The 14,232-nt window shown below is 69.8% G+C and carries 15 protein-coding genes; 3 read left to right on the forward strand and 12 right to left on the reverse strand.

Annotated elements, in window-relative coordinates; genetic code table 11:
- Positions 1-608, forward strand: a 608-nt coding sequence (locus AC27VN_RS15915) for a LysR substrate-binding domain-containing protein (protein ID WP_490877146.1), incomplete at its 5' end; no start/stop codon positions are given.
- Positions 609-614: 6 nt separating this feature from the next.
- Here the strand turns inward: AC27VN_RS15915 and AC27VN_RS15920 are convergent.
- The 12 genes from AC27VN_RS15920 to AC27VN_RS15975 form a co-directional block, all read right to left on the reverse strand.
- Positions 615-1,604: an acetamidase/formamidase family protein gene (locus AC27VN_RS15920; RefSeq protein ID WP_479672357.1), complete on the reverse strand. Its 990-nt coding sequence runs from the start codon at positions 1,602-1,604 to the stop codon at positions 615-617.
- 25 nt (positions 1,605-1,629) lie between these two features.
- Positions 1,630-2,343: an ABC transporter ATP-binding protein gene (locus AC27VN_RS15925; RefSeq protein ID WP_479672356.1), complete on the reverse strand. Its 714-nt coding sequence runs from the start codon at positions 2,341-2,343 to the stop codon at positions 1,630-1,632.
- Positions 2,330-3,058, reverse strand: coding sequence for an ABC transporter ATP-binding protein (locus AC27VN_RS15930; protein WP_057592522.1), 729 nt, complete (start codon positions 3,056-3,058; stop codon positions 2,330-2,332). The genes AC27VN_RS15925 and AC27VN_RS15930 overlap by 14 nt, the downstream gene beginning before the upstream one ends.
- The gene (locus tag AC27VN_RS15935; RefSeq protein WP_490877147.1) at positions 3,055-4,149 is read right to left on the reverse strand and encodes a branched-chain amino acid ABC transporter permease; all 1,095 of its coding nucleotides are present in this window, start codon (positions 4,147-4,149) and stop codon (positions 3,055-3,057) included. Before AC27VN_RS15935 ends, AC27VN_RS15930 begins: the two co-directional genes overlap by 4 nt.
- A gap of 33 nt (positions 4,150-4,182) precedes the next feature.
- Positions 4,183-5,049: an ABC transporter permease subunit gene (locus AC27VN_RS15940; protein WP_057592524.1), complete on the reverse strand. Its 867-nt coding sequence runs from the start codon at positions 5,047-5,049 to the stop codon at positions 4,183-4,185.
- Between the two features lie 38 nt (positions 5,050-5,087).
- Entirely contained in the window at positions 5,088-6,311 is a 1,224-nt protein-coding gene (locus tag AC27VN_RS15945; protein WP_093341349.1) for an urea ABC transporter substrate-binding protein, read from the reverse strand.
- A gap of 65 nt (positions 6,312-6,376) precedes the next feature.
- A complete protein-coding gene (locus AC27VN_RS15950; RefSeq protein WP_203205634.1) occupies positions 6,377-7,777 on the reverse strand; it encodes an amidase in 1,401 nt (466 codons plus the stop codon).
- Between the two features lie 151 nt (positions 7,778-7,928).
- Positions 7,929-9,341 (reverse strand): amidase, encoded by a 1,413-nt coding sequence (locus tag AC27VN_RS15955; protein ID WP_490877148.1) that lies wholly within the window; start codon positions 9,339-9,341, stop codon positions 7,929-7,931.
- Positions 9,338-9,577 carry a hypothetical protein gene (locus tag AC27VN_RS15960; RefSeq protein ID WP_490877149.1) on the reverse strand — a complete coding sequence of 80 codons (240 nt, stop codon included), beginning with the start codon at positions 9,575-9,577 and terminating at the stop codon, positions 9,338-9,340. The genes AC27VN_RS15955 and AC27VN_RS15960 overlap by 4 nt, the downstream gene beginning before the upstream one ends.
- Before the next feature lie 127 nt (positions 9,578-9,704).
- Positions 9,705-10,640, reverse strand: coding sequence for an AraC-like ligand-binding domain-containing protein (locus tag AC27VN_RS15965; RefSeq protein ID WP_490877150.1), 936 nt, complete (start codon positions 10,638-10,640; stop codon positions 9,705-9,707).
- Positions 10,641-10,784: 144 nt separating this feature from the next.
- Positions 10,785-11,234, reverse strand: coding sequence for a ribonuclease HI (gene rnhA, locus AC27VN_RS15970; RefSeq protein WP_057594204.1), 450 nt, complete (start codon positions 11,232-11,234; stop codon positions 10,785-10,787).
- Between the two features lie 39 nt (positions 11,235-11,273).
- A complete protein-coding gene (locus tag AC27VN_RS15975) occupies positions 11,274-12,038 on the reverse strand; it encodes a class I SAM-dependent methyltransferase (RefSeq protein ID WP_093341340.1) in 765 nt (254 codons plus the stop codon).
- Between the two features lie 19 nt (positions 12,039-12,057).
- On the opposite strand from AC27VN_RS15975, the gene gloB reads away from it, so the two are divergent.
- Both gloB and AC27VN_RS15985 read left to right on the forward strand, forming a co-directional pair.
- On the forward strand, positions 12,058-12,837 hold the full coding sequence (gene gloB, locus AC27VN_RS15980; protein WP_490877151.1) for a hydroxyacylglutathione hydrolase: 780 nt from the start codon (positions 12,058-12,060) through the stop codon (positions 12,835-12,837).
- Positions 12,834-14,232, forward strand: a 1,399-nt coding sequence (locus tag AC27VN_RS15985; RefSeq protein ID WP_490877152.1) for a transglycosylase SLT domain-containing protein, incomplete at its 3' end; no start/stop codon positions are given. The genes gloB and AC27VN_RS15985, both read left to right, overlap by 4 nt.

The following is a 14,232-nucleotide window of genomic DNA, read 5'->3' on the forward strand; positions in this document are numbered from 1 at the left end:
TGCCGGGCGCCGCCGTGCTGCTGCGCGAGGGCCGCGTCCACGAACTGATCGAGCGGCTGCTCGAGGGCGAGCTCGACTGCGTCTTCGGCGCCATCACGCCCGAGCTGTCCGCGAGCGACATCGCGCCGCGGCTCGAGCCCGTGGTGTTGCTCGAGGACGAACTCTGCGTGCTCGCATCCACCGCTCACCCCGGCAACGACGACGGCGCCCGGCGCAAGCTGCGCTGGGCCGACCTGGCCCAGTCCTCCTGGGTGCTGCCGCCGCGCGAGACGCTGGTGCGTCAGGCCTTCATGACGGCCTTCCTCAACGACGGCGCGACACCGCCGATGCCGGTCGTCGAGGCCCTGTCGTCGGTCACGGTCGGCGCGGTGCTGCGCCGCGATCCGTCGCTGCTGTGCGCGGTGCGGCTGGAGCATGCGATCGACGAGATCGCGCGCGGCGGCGTACGCCGGCTCGCCGTCGCACCGAAGGTGAGCCTGCCGTCCTTCGGCCTGTTCTTCCGCCGCGACGGCATGGAGCGCCCGCCGATCCTGGCCGAATTCGCCGAGGCGGTGCGGCGCGTGGCCGCGACGATGGCGCCGAAGCGGCGCGCCAGGCCCGCGGCCTGAGCGGACTCAGGGCGCGAGATACTCCTTCGAGATCCCCGCCCCCACCGTGTACTTCGGATCCACGAAGTTGCCCAGCCGCACCTTGCCGCACTGGCTCAGCATCATGTAGGCGTCCCAGCGGTCGTAGCCGTACTCGGCTTCCATCCAGAGCACCAGCTCCTTGTAGGCGATGCGGGTGGCGTCCTCGAGCGGGCGCGCGCTGCCGATGGCCATGATCATGGCCTCGGTCTCCAGGCGCGGCCATTCGAGCTTCCAGCCCTTGATCAGGTCGACGCGGATGGTCGTGAGGCTCGGGTATTCGACCGCGGTGCCGCAGACCTCGCCGTCGCCCTGGCAGGCGTGGGCGTCGCCGATGAACAGCCGCCCGCCCGGCGTGCGCACCGGCAGGTAGGTGATGCTGCCCGGGCCCATGTCGGGCAGGTCCATGTTGCCGCCGTGCTGGTCGGGCGTGAGGCTGTTGATGGAATCGAGCTCGGGCGAGCAGCTCAGCGTGCCGATGTGCGGGCGGTACGGCAGGGTGACGCGCTTGCTCCAGTACACGCCCTCCTCGTCCACGTCGATCTTGCGCACGGTCTCGGGCAGCGGCTGGTTCAGCAGCGCGGTGAAGGCGGTGCCGCTCAGCGCGCCGAAGTCCGGGATCATGCAGCAGGTGCCGCGCGGGTTGGGACCGCGCGGCGCCATCGATTCGATGTGCACCGCGATCGCGTCGCCGGGCTCGGCGCCCTCGACCATGATCGGGCCGTTCTGCGGGTTGACGAAGGGCATGGTCAGCACCTTCGAGGGCAGGTCCTGCTCGGTCTTGACCTTGCCGTCGAAGGCATCGCGCGTCTCGACCACGATACGGTCGCCGGGCTTCACCGTCAGCACGGGCTGGGTGTAGGGGCCGATGGTGAAGTGGTAGGTGCCCTGCTTCGCCTCGGTGAGTTCGTGGGTGGCGACGCTGCGCGCACGGCCCTCGCCGCGCGTCTGCATGATCGATCGTTCGAGCCAGCTCATGGGATGGTTCTCCTTCTTGGTTGCTTCACAGCGAGAGGTGCTCGCGCACCGCCTGCGCGTTCATGGCGCCGGGCTCGATGCGCCCGACGATGCGGCCCTTCTCCATCACGTAAGCACGCTCGCCCACGTCGAGGATGGTGTCGAGGTTCTGCTCGACGAAGAGGATGGTGGTGCCGAGGTCGCGCCGGATCGCGCGCAGCACGTCGCAGATCAGCTGCACGATCGAGGGCTGGATGCCTTCCGAGGGTTCGTCGAGCAGCATCAGCGCCGGGTTGCCCACCAGCGCGCGGCCGATGGCGAGCTGCTGCTGCTCGCCGCCCGACATGGTGCCCGCGAGCTGGTCGCGCCGCTCGGCCAGGCGCGGGAAGTACTGGTAGACCAGCTCGGGCTGCTTGCGGCCGCGCGGGCCGCCGATCAGCTCGCCCACCATCAGGTTCTCGGCCACGGTCATGCGCGGGAACACCTCGCGCCCTTGCGGCACGTAGCCGATGCCCAGCCGCGCGCGCGCATCGCTGGCCAGGGTCTCGATGTCGCGCCCCAGGAAGCGGATGCCACCGCCGCGCGTGCGCAGCAGGCCCATCAGGCAGCGCATGGTGGTGGTCTTGCCCACGCCGTTGCGCCCGATCAGCGCCACGATCTCGCCCTTGCCCACCGCCAGGTCGACGCCTTGCAGGATCGGCGTGGCGCCATAGCCGGCCTGCAGGCCGCGGATCTCGAGCACGGTCTCAGTGGTGTTCATGCGTCTTCCCCAGGTAGATCTCGGCCACGCGCGGATCGGCGATCACCTCGGCGATCGAGCCCTCGGCGAACACCTTGCCGAAGTGCAGCACGGTCACGCGCTGCGCGATCTGGCGGATGAAGGCCATGTCGTGCTCGACCACCAGCACCGTCATGCCCTCGGCATTGAGCTTCTGGATCAGCTCGCCGGTCTTGAAGGTCTCCTCGGGCGACAGCCCGGCGGTCGGCTCGTCCATCAGCAGCAGCACCGGCTTGAGCGCCAGCGCCATGCCGATCTCCAGCCACTGCTGCTGGCCGTGGGCCAGCTCGCCCGCGGGCTTGTCGGCATCGGCCGCGAGGTCCAGCAGCTCGAGCAGCCGGTCCTCCTCGCGCCGCAGCTCGGCCAGCCGCGCATGGTGCTGCAGCGCGATGTGGATGTTCTGCCGCACCGGCAGTTCGCGGAACACGCTGGGCGCCTGCATCTTGATGCTCATGCCCTGCTGCACGCGCTGGTAGGGCCGCTCGTCCGTCACCTCGCGGCCCTGGAACTCGATGCGCCCCTCGCTGGCCTCGTGGGTGCCGACGATCAGCTTGAACAGCGTGCTCTTGCCCGCGCCGTTGGGCCCGATCAGGCAATGGATCTCGCCGCGGCGCACCGAGAGGTCGACCTCCGACACGGCCGCATGGCCGCCGAAGCGCTTCGACAGGCCGTGGGTCTGCAACAAGACCTCGCTCATGCGCGCACCTCCGCGGTCGTGGCTTCGGGCAGCTTCGACGGCGCCGCGGGCTTGGTTGCGCCGCCCCGCGCGAACAGCCGCCGCGCCGCGTTCGCCACGCCGATCACGAAGCCCTGCGGCGCCACCATCACGGTGCACAGCAGCATCGCGCCCATCAGCAGCAGCGCCGCCTGCTGGCTGTAGACCGTCAGCGCCTGGAAGGCCCAGAGCACCAGGAACGAACCGACCAGCGTGGCCGTGATGTCGCCGCGGCCCGAGAACGCGACCCAGACGATCGGCATCGCCGCGGCAGGCAGGCCGATGCTCGCGGGCGTGATGAACTGGCCCCAGGAGGTGTAGAGCACGCCGCTCAGGCCCGCCAGCGCGGAGCCGATGACGAAGGTCGCGAGCTGGTACTTGCGCACGTCGTAGCCGAGCAGCTCGGCGCGCTGCGGGTCCTCGCGCACCGCCACCACCACGTTGCCGAAGCGCGAGTTCAGCAGGATGCGCAGGCCGAGGTAGACCACGAGGATCAGCGCCACCACCAGGTAGTACAGCGCCACGCCCTCGAAGAAGAGTGGCTCGCCGCCGAACCACGGGATGTTCAGCGGCGCCATGTCCTTCATGCCGTTGAAGCCGTTGAGCCGCGCGTTGCCGATGTGCCATTCGGGCCCGGCCGTCTGGCCGAGGAAGAAAGCCAGCACCAGCGTGGCCGACAAGGTGACGATACCGAAGAACACGCCGCCCACGCGGCCCCAGATCATGAAGTAGCCCAGCACCGCCGCCGCCAGCGCGGCCAGGCCGAGGGCCAGCGCCAGCGCGAGGAAGGTGGTGCCCGACTCGCCGCCCAGGTTGGTGGCCAGCACGCCGTAGCCGTAGCCGGCCACGCCGAAGAAGAAGGTCTGGCCGAAGGACAGCATGCCGCCGTAGCCCCAGACCAGGCACAGGCCCATGGCCATGAAGGTCCAGGTCAGCAGGTAGGCCATGTTGCCGACGTCGTACGAATCGGCGACGGCCGGGTATGCGAGCACCAGGACCAGCACGGCGAGGAAGGGAAGCCAGAAGACGCGGCTGGCGCCCAGCGTCTGCGGCCCGTTGATGAGTTGGAACATGCGAGAAGGACTCCGTGCAGGGGAAGACGCCGTTCAGCGGGTGCGCCGGGCCAGCCAGCCCGACACCCCTTCGGGCAGGATGCGGATCACCACGATCACCGCCAGCAGCATCCCGATCTGGCCCACGATCTGGCCGCCCCAGCCATTGAGGCCGGTGCGGATGACCGCGAGCAGGATGCCGGCCGGCGCGGTGCCCAGCAGCACGTTGGCGCCGCCCACCACCACCGTGACGAAGCTCTCGACCAGGAAGGCCGCGCCCATGGTCGGGATCAGGGTCATGGTCGGCGCATAGAGCGCGCCGCACAGCCCCGCGAGGCCGGCGCCGATGCCGAAGCTCAGCGCATACACGCGGCCCACGCGCACGCCGGTGGCCTGCGCGATCGAGGCGTTCTGCATGGTGGCGCGCGCATGCACGCCGAAGCGGGTGCGCATGAAGACCAGATAGATGCCGCCGAGCACCGCCACCGCGGCCGCGAACAGCACCAGCCGGTAGACCGAGAAGCTGTAGCCGCCCACGCTGAAGCTGCCTTCGGGCGTGCCCACGCCCGCGAGCGTGGAGCCGAACACCAGCAGCATGCCCTGCGTGACGATCAGGCTCAGGCCGAAGGTGGCGAGCAGCGAGTCGAGCGGCCGCTTGTAGAGCTTGCGCACCAGGCTCCACTCCACGGCCATGCCGATCAGGCCGGCCGCGAGCGTGCCGCACAGCTGCGCGAGCGGCAGCGGCAGCCCGCCGTGCACCAGGCCCACGGTGACGTAGGCGCCGCACATGATGAACTCGCCGTGCGCCATGTTGATCACGCCCATCATCCCGAACACCACGGCCAGGCCGGCCGCCGAGAGGATGAGGAACGCGAACACGTCGGCGAACTGGTAGAGGAAGGAGAAGATTTCGGCGAACACCGCGGCTCCCGGTCAGTGGCTGGCTGCTGCAAACGCGCTCAGGACTTCTTCGGCAGGTCCGAGGGCGTGTACTGCTTGCGGTCGTTCTTCTTCGTCAGGTCGCAGCCGATCTGGCCGAGCCAGTAGGGCTGGATGGTCCCGTAGTCCTTGAGCACCTTCACCGCATGCTTGTCGTCGACCGAGATCAGCCGCATCTGGTGCGACACGTGCTGGCTCTTGGGATCGATGCAGATCTTGCCCTCGGCGGCCTCGATGCAGGCGTCGCCGGTGGCGATCACCTTGCGCAGGTCGGCCAGCTTGGTCGACTTGGCCTTCTCGACCAGCGTCTTGTACATGTAGAGCGTGTTGTAGGCGTTGTAGCCCATGTCGTTGATGTAGGGCTCGTTCGGGAACTTGGCGTGCCAGCGCTTCTTGAACTCGGTGGCCGCGGGCGTGTCGATCTCCTCGAACCAGTTGGCCGTGGCATGCATGCGGTTGAGCGCGGGCGGCGCGAAGCGCTTGTGCTCGAAGCCCAGCATCACCTTCACCGACGAGCCCATCGGCAGGTTCAGCTTGGCGGCCGCGGCCTGCTCGAAGAAGGAGTCCTGCGCCGCGCCCACGTTGAGCATCAAGAGCCAGTCGGGCTTGGCCTTCTGGATGTTCTGGATCGTCTGCGCGAACTGCGACACGCCCAGCGGGATGAACTCCTCGCCCACCACGGTGCCGCCCAGGTCCTTGAGGATGGTGCGGTTCCACTCGGCGGAGATCTGGCCGAAGTTGTAGTCGGCCGCCACCACGTAGACCTTCTTGCCGAAGGTCTGGACCATGTAGGGGATCAGCGTGGAGAACTGCTGCTCGGGCACCGCGCCCATGCTGATCATGTTGGCGTCGCACACGCCGCCCTCGTACTGGTTGGTATAGAAGTACGGCGTCTGCGTGCGGTCGACGATCGGGCGCACCGCCTCGCGCGAGGCCGAGGTGATGCCGCCGATCAGCAGGTCGACCTTGTCCTTGCTCAGCAGGCGCCGCGTGAACTCCTGGTAGCGCGCGTTGTCGCCCTGCGGATCGAGGTGGATCAGCTCGATCTGCCGGCCCATGATGCCACCGGCCTTGTTGATCTCCTCCACGGCCAGCAGCGAGCCGTTTAGCTTGGGCTTGCCGAGCACGGCGAGGTCGCCCGAGACGTCTTCCATCAGGCCGATCTTCAGCGGATCGGCGGCCATCGCCGAGGTGGCCAGCGCCAGCGTGCAGCCCAGGGAGAGAAGCGCATTGCGTAGTGTCATGGTGGTGCTTTCGAGGGAAGAGAAAAAGAACGAGGGAGAACGAAGGAATGGGAAGCCCGCGGCGCTCACAGCGCGGGGTGGCGGCGGTGCCAGTCGGTGAGCTGCTGGAAGGCCGCGCCGGCGCGCACCAGCAGCGCCTCGTCGAAGTGGCGCGACACGAACTGGAAGGCCACCGGCATGCCCGCGGGCGTGAAGCCGCCGGGCAGCGTGATCGTGGGGCTGCCGGTCATGTCGAACGGGCAGGTGTAGCGCAGCATCGCGGCCATCAGCTCGGCGTCGACACCCATCTGCGCCATGCGCTCCATGGTCGGCGAGGCGATGCCGGTGGCCGGGATCAGCAGCAGGTCGATGTCCTCGAACATCGCGCGCACGCGGCCGCTGAAGTCGTGGCGGTGCAGCACGATCTTCTGGTAGTCGGTGCCGCTTTGCGCCAGCCCCAGCTCGATCAGGCCGGCCACGGCCGGGCCGTACATCTCCTTGCGCGCCGGATAGGTCTTCTCGTGCACCACCGCGGCCTCGATGCCGCACAGCGGGAACCAGTCGGCCAGCGCCTGCGCCGGATCGGGAAAGCGCACCTCGCGCAGTTCGCCGCCCAGCGTCTTCACCGCGGCGACGGCGGCATCGAAGACCTCGCGCGTCGGCGCGTCCACGCCCTCGGTGGCCCAGCGCAGGTCGATGCCCACGCGCAGCCCGGCCAGGCCCCGGCCGATGTCGGCCAGGTAGTCGGGCACCGGCAGCAGGCTGGCGGTGGGATCGTTCGCGTCGGCGCCCGCGATGGCGCCGAGCATCGCGCCCGCATCGGCCGCGCTGCGCGTCATCGGGCCGATGTGGTCGAGCGTGGCGGCGAGCTCGAAGGCGCCGTGGCGGCTCACGCGGCCCCAGGTCGGCTTCAGTCCCGTGAGTCCGTTGGCGGCCGAGGGAAAGCGGATCGATCCTCCCGTGTCGGTGCCCAGCGAGCCGTAGCACAGGCCCGCCGCGGTGGCCACGCCCGAGCCGCTGGAGGACACGCCCGGCCAGTGCGCCGCGTTCCACGGATTGACCGGCGGCGACACGCTCGGATGGTGGTCGGCATAGGCGCTCTCGGTGAGCTGCAGCTTGCCGAGGATCGGCGCGCCGGCCTCGCGCAGCTTGCGCACCACGGTGCCGTCGACCTCGGGCACGAAGTCCTGGTAGAGCGTCATGCCGGCGGCCGTGGGCACGCCCGCGGTCCAGCACAGGTCCTTCACGGCCACCGGCACGCCGTGCAGCGGGCCGCGCGATTCGCCGCGCGCGATCTCGGCATCGGCGCGCTTGGCCTCGGCCAGCGCCGAGTCGGCCATCACGCGCACATAGCTGCGCAGGCCGCCGTCGACCTGCCCGATGCGATCGAGCTGGGCCTGCGTGACCTCGACGCTCGAGAGTTCCTTCGACTGGATCAGGCGGCCGACTTCGAGCAGTTCGAGGTAGTGCAGATCGGTGTTCGGCATGGTGTGGAGGCTCCGTTCGTTGTGGATGGAAAAGGGGTCGGCCTGTAGGAAGACGCCGACATCGAAGGTATAGAAGCGCCGCCTTCGCGGCTTGGCTCGCAGCGCCATCGCGATGTGCTGGCGCGGCCAGTCGATGGGTGGGTTGGCGCTTTCAGGCCAGCGCGGGCGCGCGGCGGTGGAAATCGGTGGCCTGCTGGAACGCATGGCCCGCGCGCAGCAGCGCGGCCTCGGCGAAGGGCCGGCCGATCAGCTGCATGCCGATCGGCAGGCCGTCGGGATCGAAGCCGCAGGGCACGTTGAGCGAGGGCAGCCCCGTGAGGCTGGCCACGCCGGTGAACTGCATGATCGCGGACAGCATGTCCTCGGGCCGGCCCGGCTCGATCTCCACGCTGGTTTCGCCGATGCGCGTGGCCGCGAAGGGCAGCGAGGGACAGACGAACACGTCGACGCGGCGGAAGGCCTCGAGGAACTCGGCGCGCAGCAGCGCGCGGTAGCGCTGCGCCTGCAGGTAGTGGGTGGCCAGCAGCATCTCGCCGGCCTCGAGCAGCGTGCGCACGTCGTCGCCGTAGTCGCCGGGTCGCTCGCGCAAGTTGCGCTGGTGGTAGGTGCTGGGCTCGGCCGACTCGATGGTGAGCTGGGCCGAGATGTTGCCGTGGATGTGGCCGATGTCGACCTCGACCACCTGCGCGCCGAGTTCGACGAAGGCCGCGATCGCGGCCTTCACGGCGTCGTGCACCGGCGCCTGCAGGTGCTCGAAGAAATAGCCCGGCACGATGCCGATGCGCAGGTGGCGGCAGCCGCCCTCGAGGTCCTGCAGGTAGTCGTCCACCGCGCGCGGCGCGCTGGCCGCGTCCTTCGGATCGAAGCCCGCGATGGCGCCGAACATCAGCGCGCAGTCCTCCACGCTGCGGGCCATCGGGCCCACCGTGTCCATGCTCCAGGCCAGCGGGATCACGCCGTGGTTGCTGACCCGGCCATAGGTGGGCCGCAGCCCGACGATGCCGTTGATGGCCGAGGGCAGCCGGATCGAGCCGCCGGTGTCGGTGCCGATGGCGCCGAAGCACAGGCGCGCGGCCACCGCCACGGCCGAGCCGCCGCTGGAGCCGGCCGGGAAACGATCGGTGTCCCAGGGGTTGCGCACCGCGCCGTAGTGCGGGTTGGCCGAGGTGCCGCCCCAGGCGAACTCGTGCATGTTGGTCTTGCCGATGAAGACCGCGCCGGCCTGGCGCAACCGTGTGGCGACAGTGGCGTCGGCTTCGGGCAGCCAGTCGGCGAGCAGCTTGCTGCCGGCCGTGGTGCGGCTGCCGCGCAGCGCGACGTTGTCCTTGAGCGCCAGCGGCACACCGTGCAGCGGACCGAGCTCGTGGCCCGCGGCCGACAGCATCTCGGCCGCGCGCGCGACCTGCAGGGCCTGTTCCTCGAACACGGTGATGAAGGACCTGAGCACGCCGTCGTGGGCGCGGATGCGCGCGAGCGAGGCCTCGACCAGTTCCACGGGCGAGACCTTGCGCGCGCGCACCAGGCGCGCGGCTTCGGCCAGCCCCAGGTTCGCGATGTCGTTCATGCGCCCTCCTCCGGCAGCTCGTGCGCATGCGTGAAGGCCGTGACCGGCATCAGCGCCTGCCGCGCGGGATCGCTCATCTGCGCGCTGAGCGCGTTGGCGGCGGGAATCCAGGCCTGCAGCACGGCATCGACCGCGGCCAGCCGCTCGGGGCTCAGCTCGAGGCCGGCGCAGCGCGCCAGCGCGGCGGTGTCGATCGCCGAAGGGGTACCGGATGGATCGGAGGTGGAGGAAGGCATCGTCGTTTCCTTGCGTGAAGCGCCCGTCTGGGGGCTGGCTTCACGATAGGCAACGATGCGGTTCGCGGCTTGGCTGCGCCTGCCATCGCGATGGGCTGGAACCGCCAGCCGCGGCGGACGGCCGTGCTCAGTGGCGGCGCAGCAGGGTCTGCGGCGTCACGCCGTAGGCCTTCTTGAACACGCGGCAGAAATGCGAGAGGTCGCTGAAGCCGTGCTGGAACGCGGCCTGCGTGACCTGTCGCACCCGGCCTTCGCTGAGCGCTGCGTGGCTGGCCTCGAGGCGCTGCTTCCACAGGTGCTGGATCGGCGTGCTGCCGTATTCGGCGAACACGCGCGCCAGCGTGCGCGCCGACACGTGCTGCGCCGCGGCGATCTGCTCCACGTCGAGCTCGCAGTCGTCGAGGTGCATGGCGATGTACTCGCGTGTGCGCTGGTAGAGCTGGGCATGCGAGGACAGCGCGGCCTCGGCGCCGTCGCTCTGCACCTGCAGCACGGCCGAGAGCATGTCGAGCATCGAGCCCGCGAGGCTGGCCTCCATGGCCTCGCTGCCCGAGAGCTCGAGGCTCGCCGCCTCGCGGATCATGTGGCCGAGCAGCCGCGCCGTGGGATGGCCCTCGGCCAGGTGCATCGCCGTGAGGTTGTGGGCCTCGGGAAAGCGGCACAGCAGTTGCCGGCGCGGAATGCGAACCAGCAGCGTGGACTCGGGCGCGAGGTCGAAGCTGAAGGGCCGCGCGGCGTCGTAGAGCACGATGTCGCCGTTGCGCTGCACCACTTCCCGCCCCGACTGCGAGAGCACGCCGTGGCCCGACACCATCAGGCTCAGCATGAAGTCCTCGTTGGGACCGCTGCGCAGGTGCTGGGCATCGCGCTCCCAGACATGGCGCGGCGACGACATCTCGGCCAGCGCGAGCTTGCCGAGCGAGCGCAGCCTGAAGCGCGCGTTGAAATGCTGGCGGTCGGGCACCACGCTCTTGGCCGGGATCAGGTGCTGGCACACCACGTCGCTCCAGTACGCAAAGCGCTGGGCGTCGTCGACCGTGTCGGTGGAGTAGTCGAGGTGCATGCTGCGAGCGAAGGGTTGGAAACCATCTCGCGATGGCCATCGCAACGCCTCAAGCAACATCCATGCCCTTGCCGAGGCCTGCCCGCGCACTCTAGCGTGCGGGCCTCGCTTCCCTCTGAGGGCTGACCCGTAGTCGCCGCGTGTTCAGCCGCGGCCGAGCGCCTTGTCCACGCCCTTGTTGGCCAGCATGTCGGCGCGCTCGTTGCCCGGGTCGCCCGAATGGCCCTTGACCCAGCGCCACTCGATGGCGTGGCCGCCCTCCTGCACCAGCTTGTCCAGCCGCTGCCAGAGCTCGACGTTCTTCACCGGCTGCTTGGTCGAGGTGAGCCAGCCCTTGGCCTTCCAGCCGCGGATCCACTCGGTGATGCCCTGGCGCACGTACTGGCTGTCGAGGTAGAGCGTGACCTTGCAGGGCCGCTTGAGCGCGGCCAGGCCCTCGATCACGGCCGTGAGCTCCATGCGGTTGTTGGTGGTGTTCAGCTCGCCGCCGAACAGCTCCTTCTCGGTGGGGCCCGACTTGAGCCAGGCGCCCCAGCCCCCGGGGCCGGGATTGCCCTTGCAGGCACCATCGGTGTAGATCACGACTTCGTTCAAGCTCTCTGTTCCTTCATTTCTTCACTGTCGATATTCACGTCATTCGCCGTCGGCGCGGCGTCCCTGCCGGTGCACCTTGCCCGCGATCGGCACCGGCGCCGTGGCGCGGGCGCTGGCGCGGCGCCATTCGGGGCTCAAGAGGCGCATGCCGCGCACGCGCTTGACCGCCACCAGGAAGTAGGCCGCGCCGAAGATCGGCCACCAGCGCTCGCCGGCCACGTCCATCCAGCGGCTGCGCTCGAGCCAGGCCTCGCTGCGCGCGGATGGCCGGTAGACGCCGAAGCGGCCCGACTCGACCTCGAAGCTCAGCAGGCGCAGCCAGTCGCGCATGCGCCAGTAGCCGATGAACTCGCCGCCCTCGGGCAGGAAGAGTTCGCCGAAGCCCAGGCGCCGGTACAGGTGCGCGCGGCGCTGCCGCATGCCCCAGAGGCTGGTCGGGTTGAGCCCGCAGATCACCACCCGGCCCTCGGGCACCAGCACCCGCTCGACCTCGCGCAGCGTGGCGTGCGGATCGGGGCTGAGCTCGAGCGCATGCGGCAGCACCACCAGGTCGAGGCTGTTGGCCGCGAACGGCAGCGCCGCGAAATCGGTCAGCAGCACGGCCTGCGGTGCATGCGCGAGGTGCGCCGGGTCGTCGAGCGCCAGCCAGCGGTGCGGCATGCGGTTGGCGCGCAGGCCCTCGACCTGGGCGGCCCCGAGCTGCAGCGCGTGGTAGCCGAAAACGTCGGCCACGGCCTGGTCGAACTGGGCTTGTTCCCAGGCGAGAAGGTAGCGTCCGGGGGGGGTCGCGAACCACTCCTGCAAACCTATAATTTGACCGCTCATGACCCTCGTTCCGCTGCCCGCCTTCGCCGACAACTACATCTGGATGCTGCAGGACGGGTCCAACGCGATCGTGGTGGACCCGGGCGATGCCCGGCCGGTGCTCGACGCACTGGCAAGCGGCAAGCTGCAACTGGCCGCGATTCTAGTCACGCACCATCACGCCGATCACACGGGCGGCGTGGCCGAGCTGCGCGCCGCCACCGGCGCCGCGGTGTGGGGTCCGAAGCACGAGCGCATCCCCGAGCCCTATGCCCCGCTGGTGCAGGGCGACCGGGCCGAGGCGCTGGGCCTGCGCTTCGAGGTGATCGACGTGCCGGGCCACACGGCCGGCCACATCGCCTACTTCCTGCCGGCCGCCGAGGGCCGTGCGCCGCTGCTGTTCTGCGGCGACACCCTGTTCTCGGGCGGGTGCGGGCGCCTGTTCGAGGGCACGCCCGCGCAGATGCTGGCTTCGCTCGACGCGCTCGCCGCGCTGCCCGGCGACACCCGCGTATGCTGCGCCCACGAATACACACTTTCTAACCTGCGCTTCGCCCAGGCGGTGGAACCCGGCAACACCGACCTGACTCAGTACCGGGCGCATTGCGAAAGCCTGCGCGCCCAGGGCGAGCCCACGCTGCCATCGCAGCTGGCCCTCGAACGCCGGATCAACCCCTTTCTTCGCAGCCGCGAAGCCACTGTCCTTCGAGCGGTGCGCGCGCATGCCGAGCTGTCCCCCGACGCGGGCGAAGCCGACGTGTTCGCGGCGCTGCGCCAATGGAAAAACGACTTCCGATGAAACTCACCGCTGCCGCCTGCCTTGCAGGCATCCTGTTGCTCGCCGGCTGCGCGGGCACCGGCACCCCCTCTTCCTCGTCTTCCTCCCCTTCCCCCTCCTCTCCCCCCACCGCCGGCGGCACCGGCGCCGCCGCCAGCCGGGCCGCGCCCATCTACCCGAGCGGCCAGCTCGCCCCGATCGCCAGCAGCGAGGCGCGCTCGCAGAGCGTGGTCACGCTGGCCCCGCCGGCCGACATGTGGGACCGCATCCGCCGCGGCTTCAAGATGCCCGACCTCGACAGCGACCTGGTGCGCGACCGCGAGCAGTGGTATGCGAGCCGGCCCGACTACATCCAGCGCATGACCGAGCGCTCGAACAAGTACATCTTCCACATCGTCGAGGAGCTCGAGCGGCGCAACATGCCCACCGAGCTGGCGCTGCTGCCCTACATCGAGAGCGCGTTCAACCCGCAGGCCGTGTCGAGCGCGCGCGCCGCCGGCATGTGGCAGTTCATGCCGGCCACCGGCACCGACTTCGACCTCAAGCAGAACATCTTCCGCGACGACCGCCGCGACGTGGTCGCCTCCACGCGCGCCGCGCTCGACTACCTGCAGAAGCTCTACAACATGTTCGGCGACTGGCAGCTCGCGCTGGCCGCCTACAACTGGGGCGAAGGCAGCGTGAGCCGCGCCATCGCCAAGAACCAGCGCCTGGGCCTGCCCACCACCTACAGCGACCTCACGATGCCGGCCGAGACCCGCATGTACGTGCCCAAGCTGCAGGCGGTGAAGAACATCGTGGCCAACCCGCAGGCCTTCAACGCCGAGCTGCCGGTGATCGCCAACCACCCCTACTTCCAGACCGTGCCGCTCACGCGCGACCTCGACGTGGAACTGGCCGCCAAGCTCGCCGACGTGCGCATCGAGGACTTCCGCGCGCTCAACCCGGCGGCCCACAAGCCGGTGCTGATCGCCGCCGGCACCTCCGAGCTCCTGCTGCCCTGGGACAACGCCGCCGTGTTCCAGCGCAACTTCGACGCCTACACGCAGGGCCAGTACGCGAGCTGGACCGCCTGGGTCGTGCCCAACACCATGACCGTGGCCGATGCCGCGCAGCGCGCCGGCATGAGCGAGTCGGACCTGCGCGCGCTCAACAACGTGCCGCCGCGCATGCTGATCAAGGCCGGCTCCACGCTGATCGTGCCGCGCGGCGCGCGCGTCAAGGAGGACGTGGCGGCGGTGGTGGCCGACAGCGGCCACCTGAGCTTCCAGCCCGAGATCGTCACGCGCCGCACCACCGTCAAGGCCGGGCGCAGCGACAACGTGGCGAGCATCGCGCGGCGCTACAACCTGCGGCCCGCGAACGTCGCCGAGTGGAACGACGTCAAGCCCAACCATGCCTTCAAGCGCGGCATCA

It is taken from the genome of Variovorax sp. 20P10.2.4 (genome assembly GCF_058244205.1).

Coding starts and splice junctions, on each gene's coding strand:
- gloB (WP_490877151.1), top strand. CDS start 12,058: ATGACCCTCGTTCCGCTGCCCGCCTTCGCCGACAACTACATCTGGATG.
- AC27VN_RS15950 (WP_203205634.1), bottom strand. CDS start 7,777: ATGCCGAACACCGATCTGCACTACCTCGAACTGCTCGAAGTCGGCCGC.
- AC27VN_RS15955 (WP_490877148.1), bottom strand. CDS start 9,341: ATGAACGACATCGCGAACCTGGGGCTGGCCGAAGCCGCGCGCCTGGTG.
- AC27VN_RS15930 (WP_057592522.1), bottom strand. CDS start 3,058: ATGAGCGAGGTCTTGTTGCAGACCCACGGCCTGTCGAAGCGCTTCGGC.
- AC27VN_RS15960 (WP_490877149.1), bottom strand. CDS start 9,577: ATGCCTTCCTCCACCTCCGATCCATCCGGTACCCCTTCGGCGATCGAC.
- AC27VN_RS15965 (WP_490877150.1), bottom strand. CDS start 10,640: ATGCACCTCGACTACTCCACCGACACGGTCGACGACGCCCAGCGCTTT.
- AC27VN_RS15925 (WP_479672356.1), bottom strand. CDS start 2,343: ATGAACACCACTGAGACCGTGCTCGAGATCCGCGGCCTGCAGGCCGGC.
- AC27VN_RS15920 (WP_479672357.1), bottom strand. CDS start 1,604: ATGAGCTGGCTCGAACGATCGATCATGCAGACGCGCGGCGAGGGCCGT.
- AC27VN_RS15945 (WP_093341349.1), bottom strand. CDS start 6,311: ATGACACTACGCAATGCGCTTCTCTCCCTGGGCTGCACGCTGGCGCTG.
- AC27VN_RS15935 (WP_490877147.1), bottom strand. CDS start 4,149: ATGTTCCAACTCATCAACGGGCCGCAGACGCTGGGCGCCAGCCGCGTC.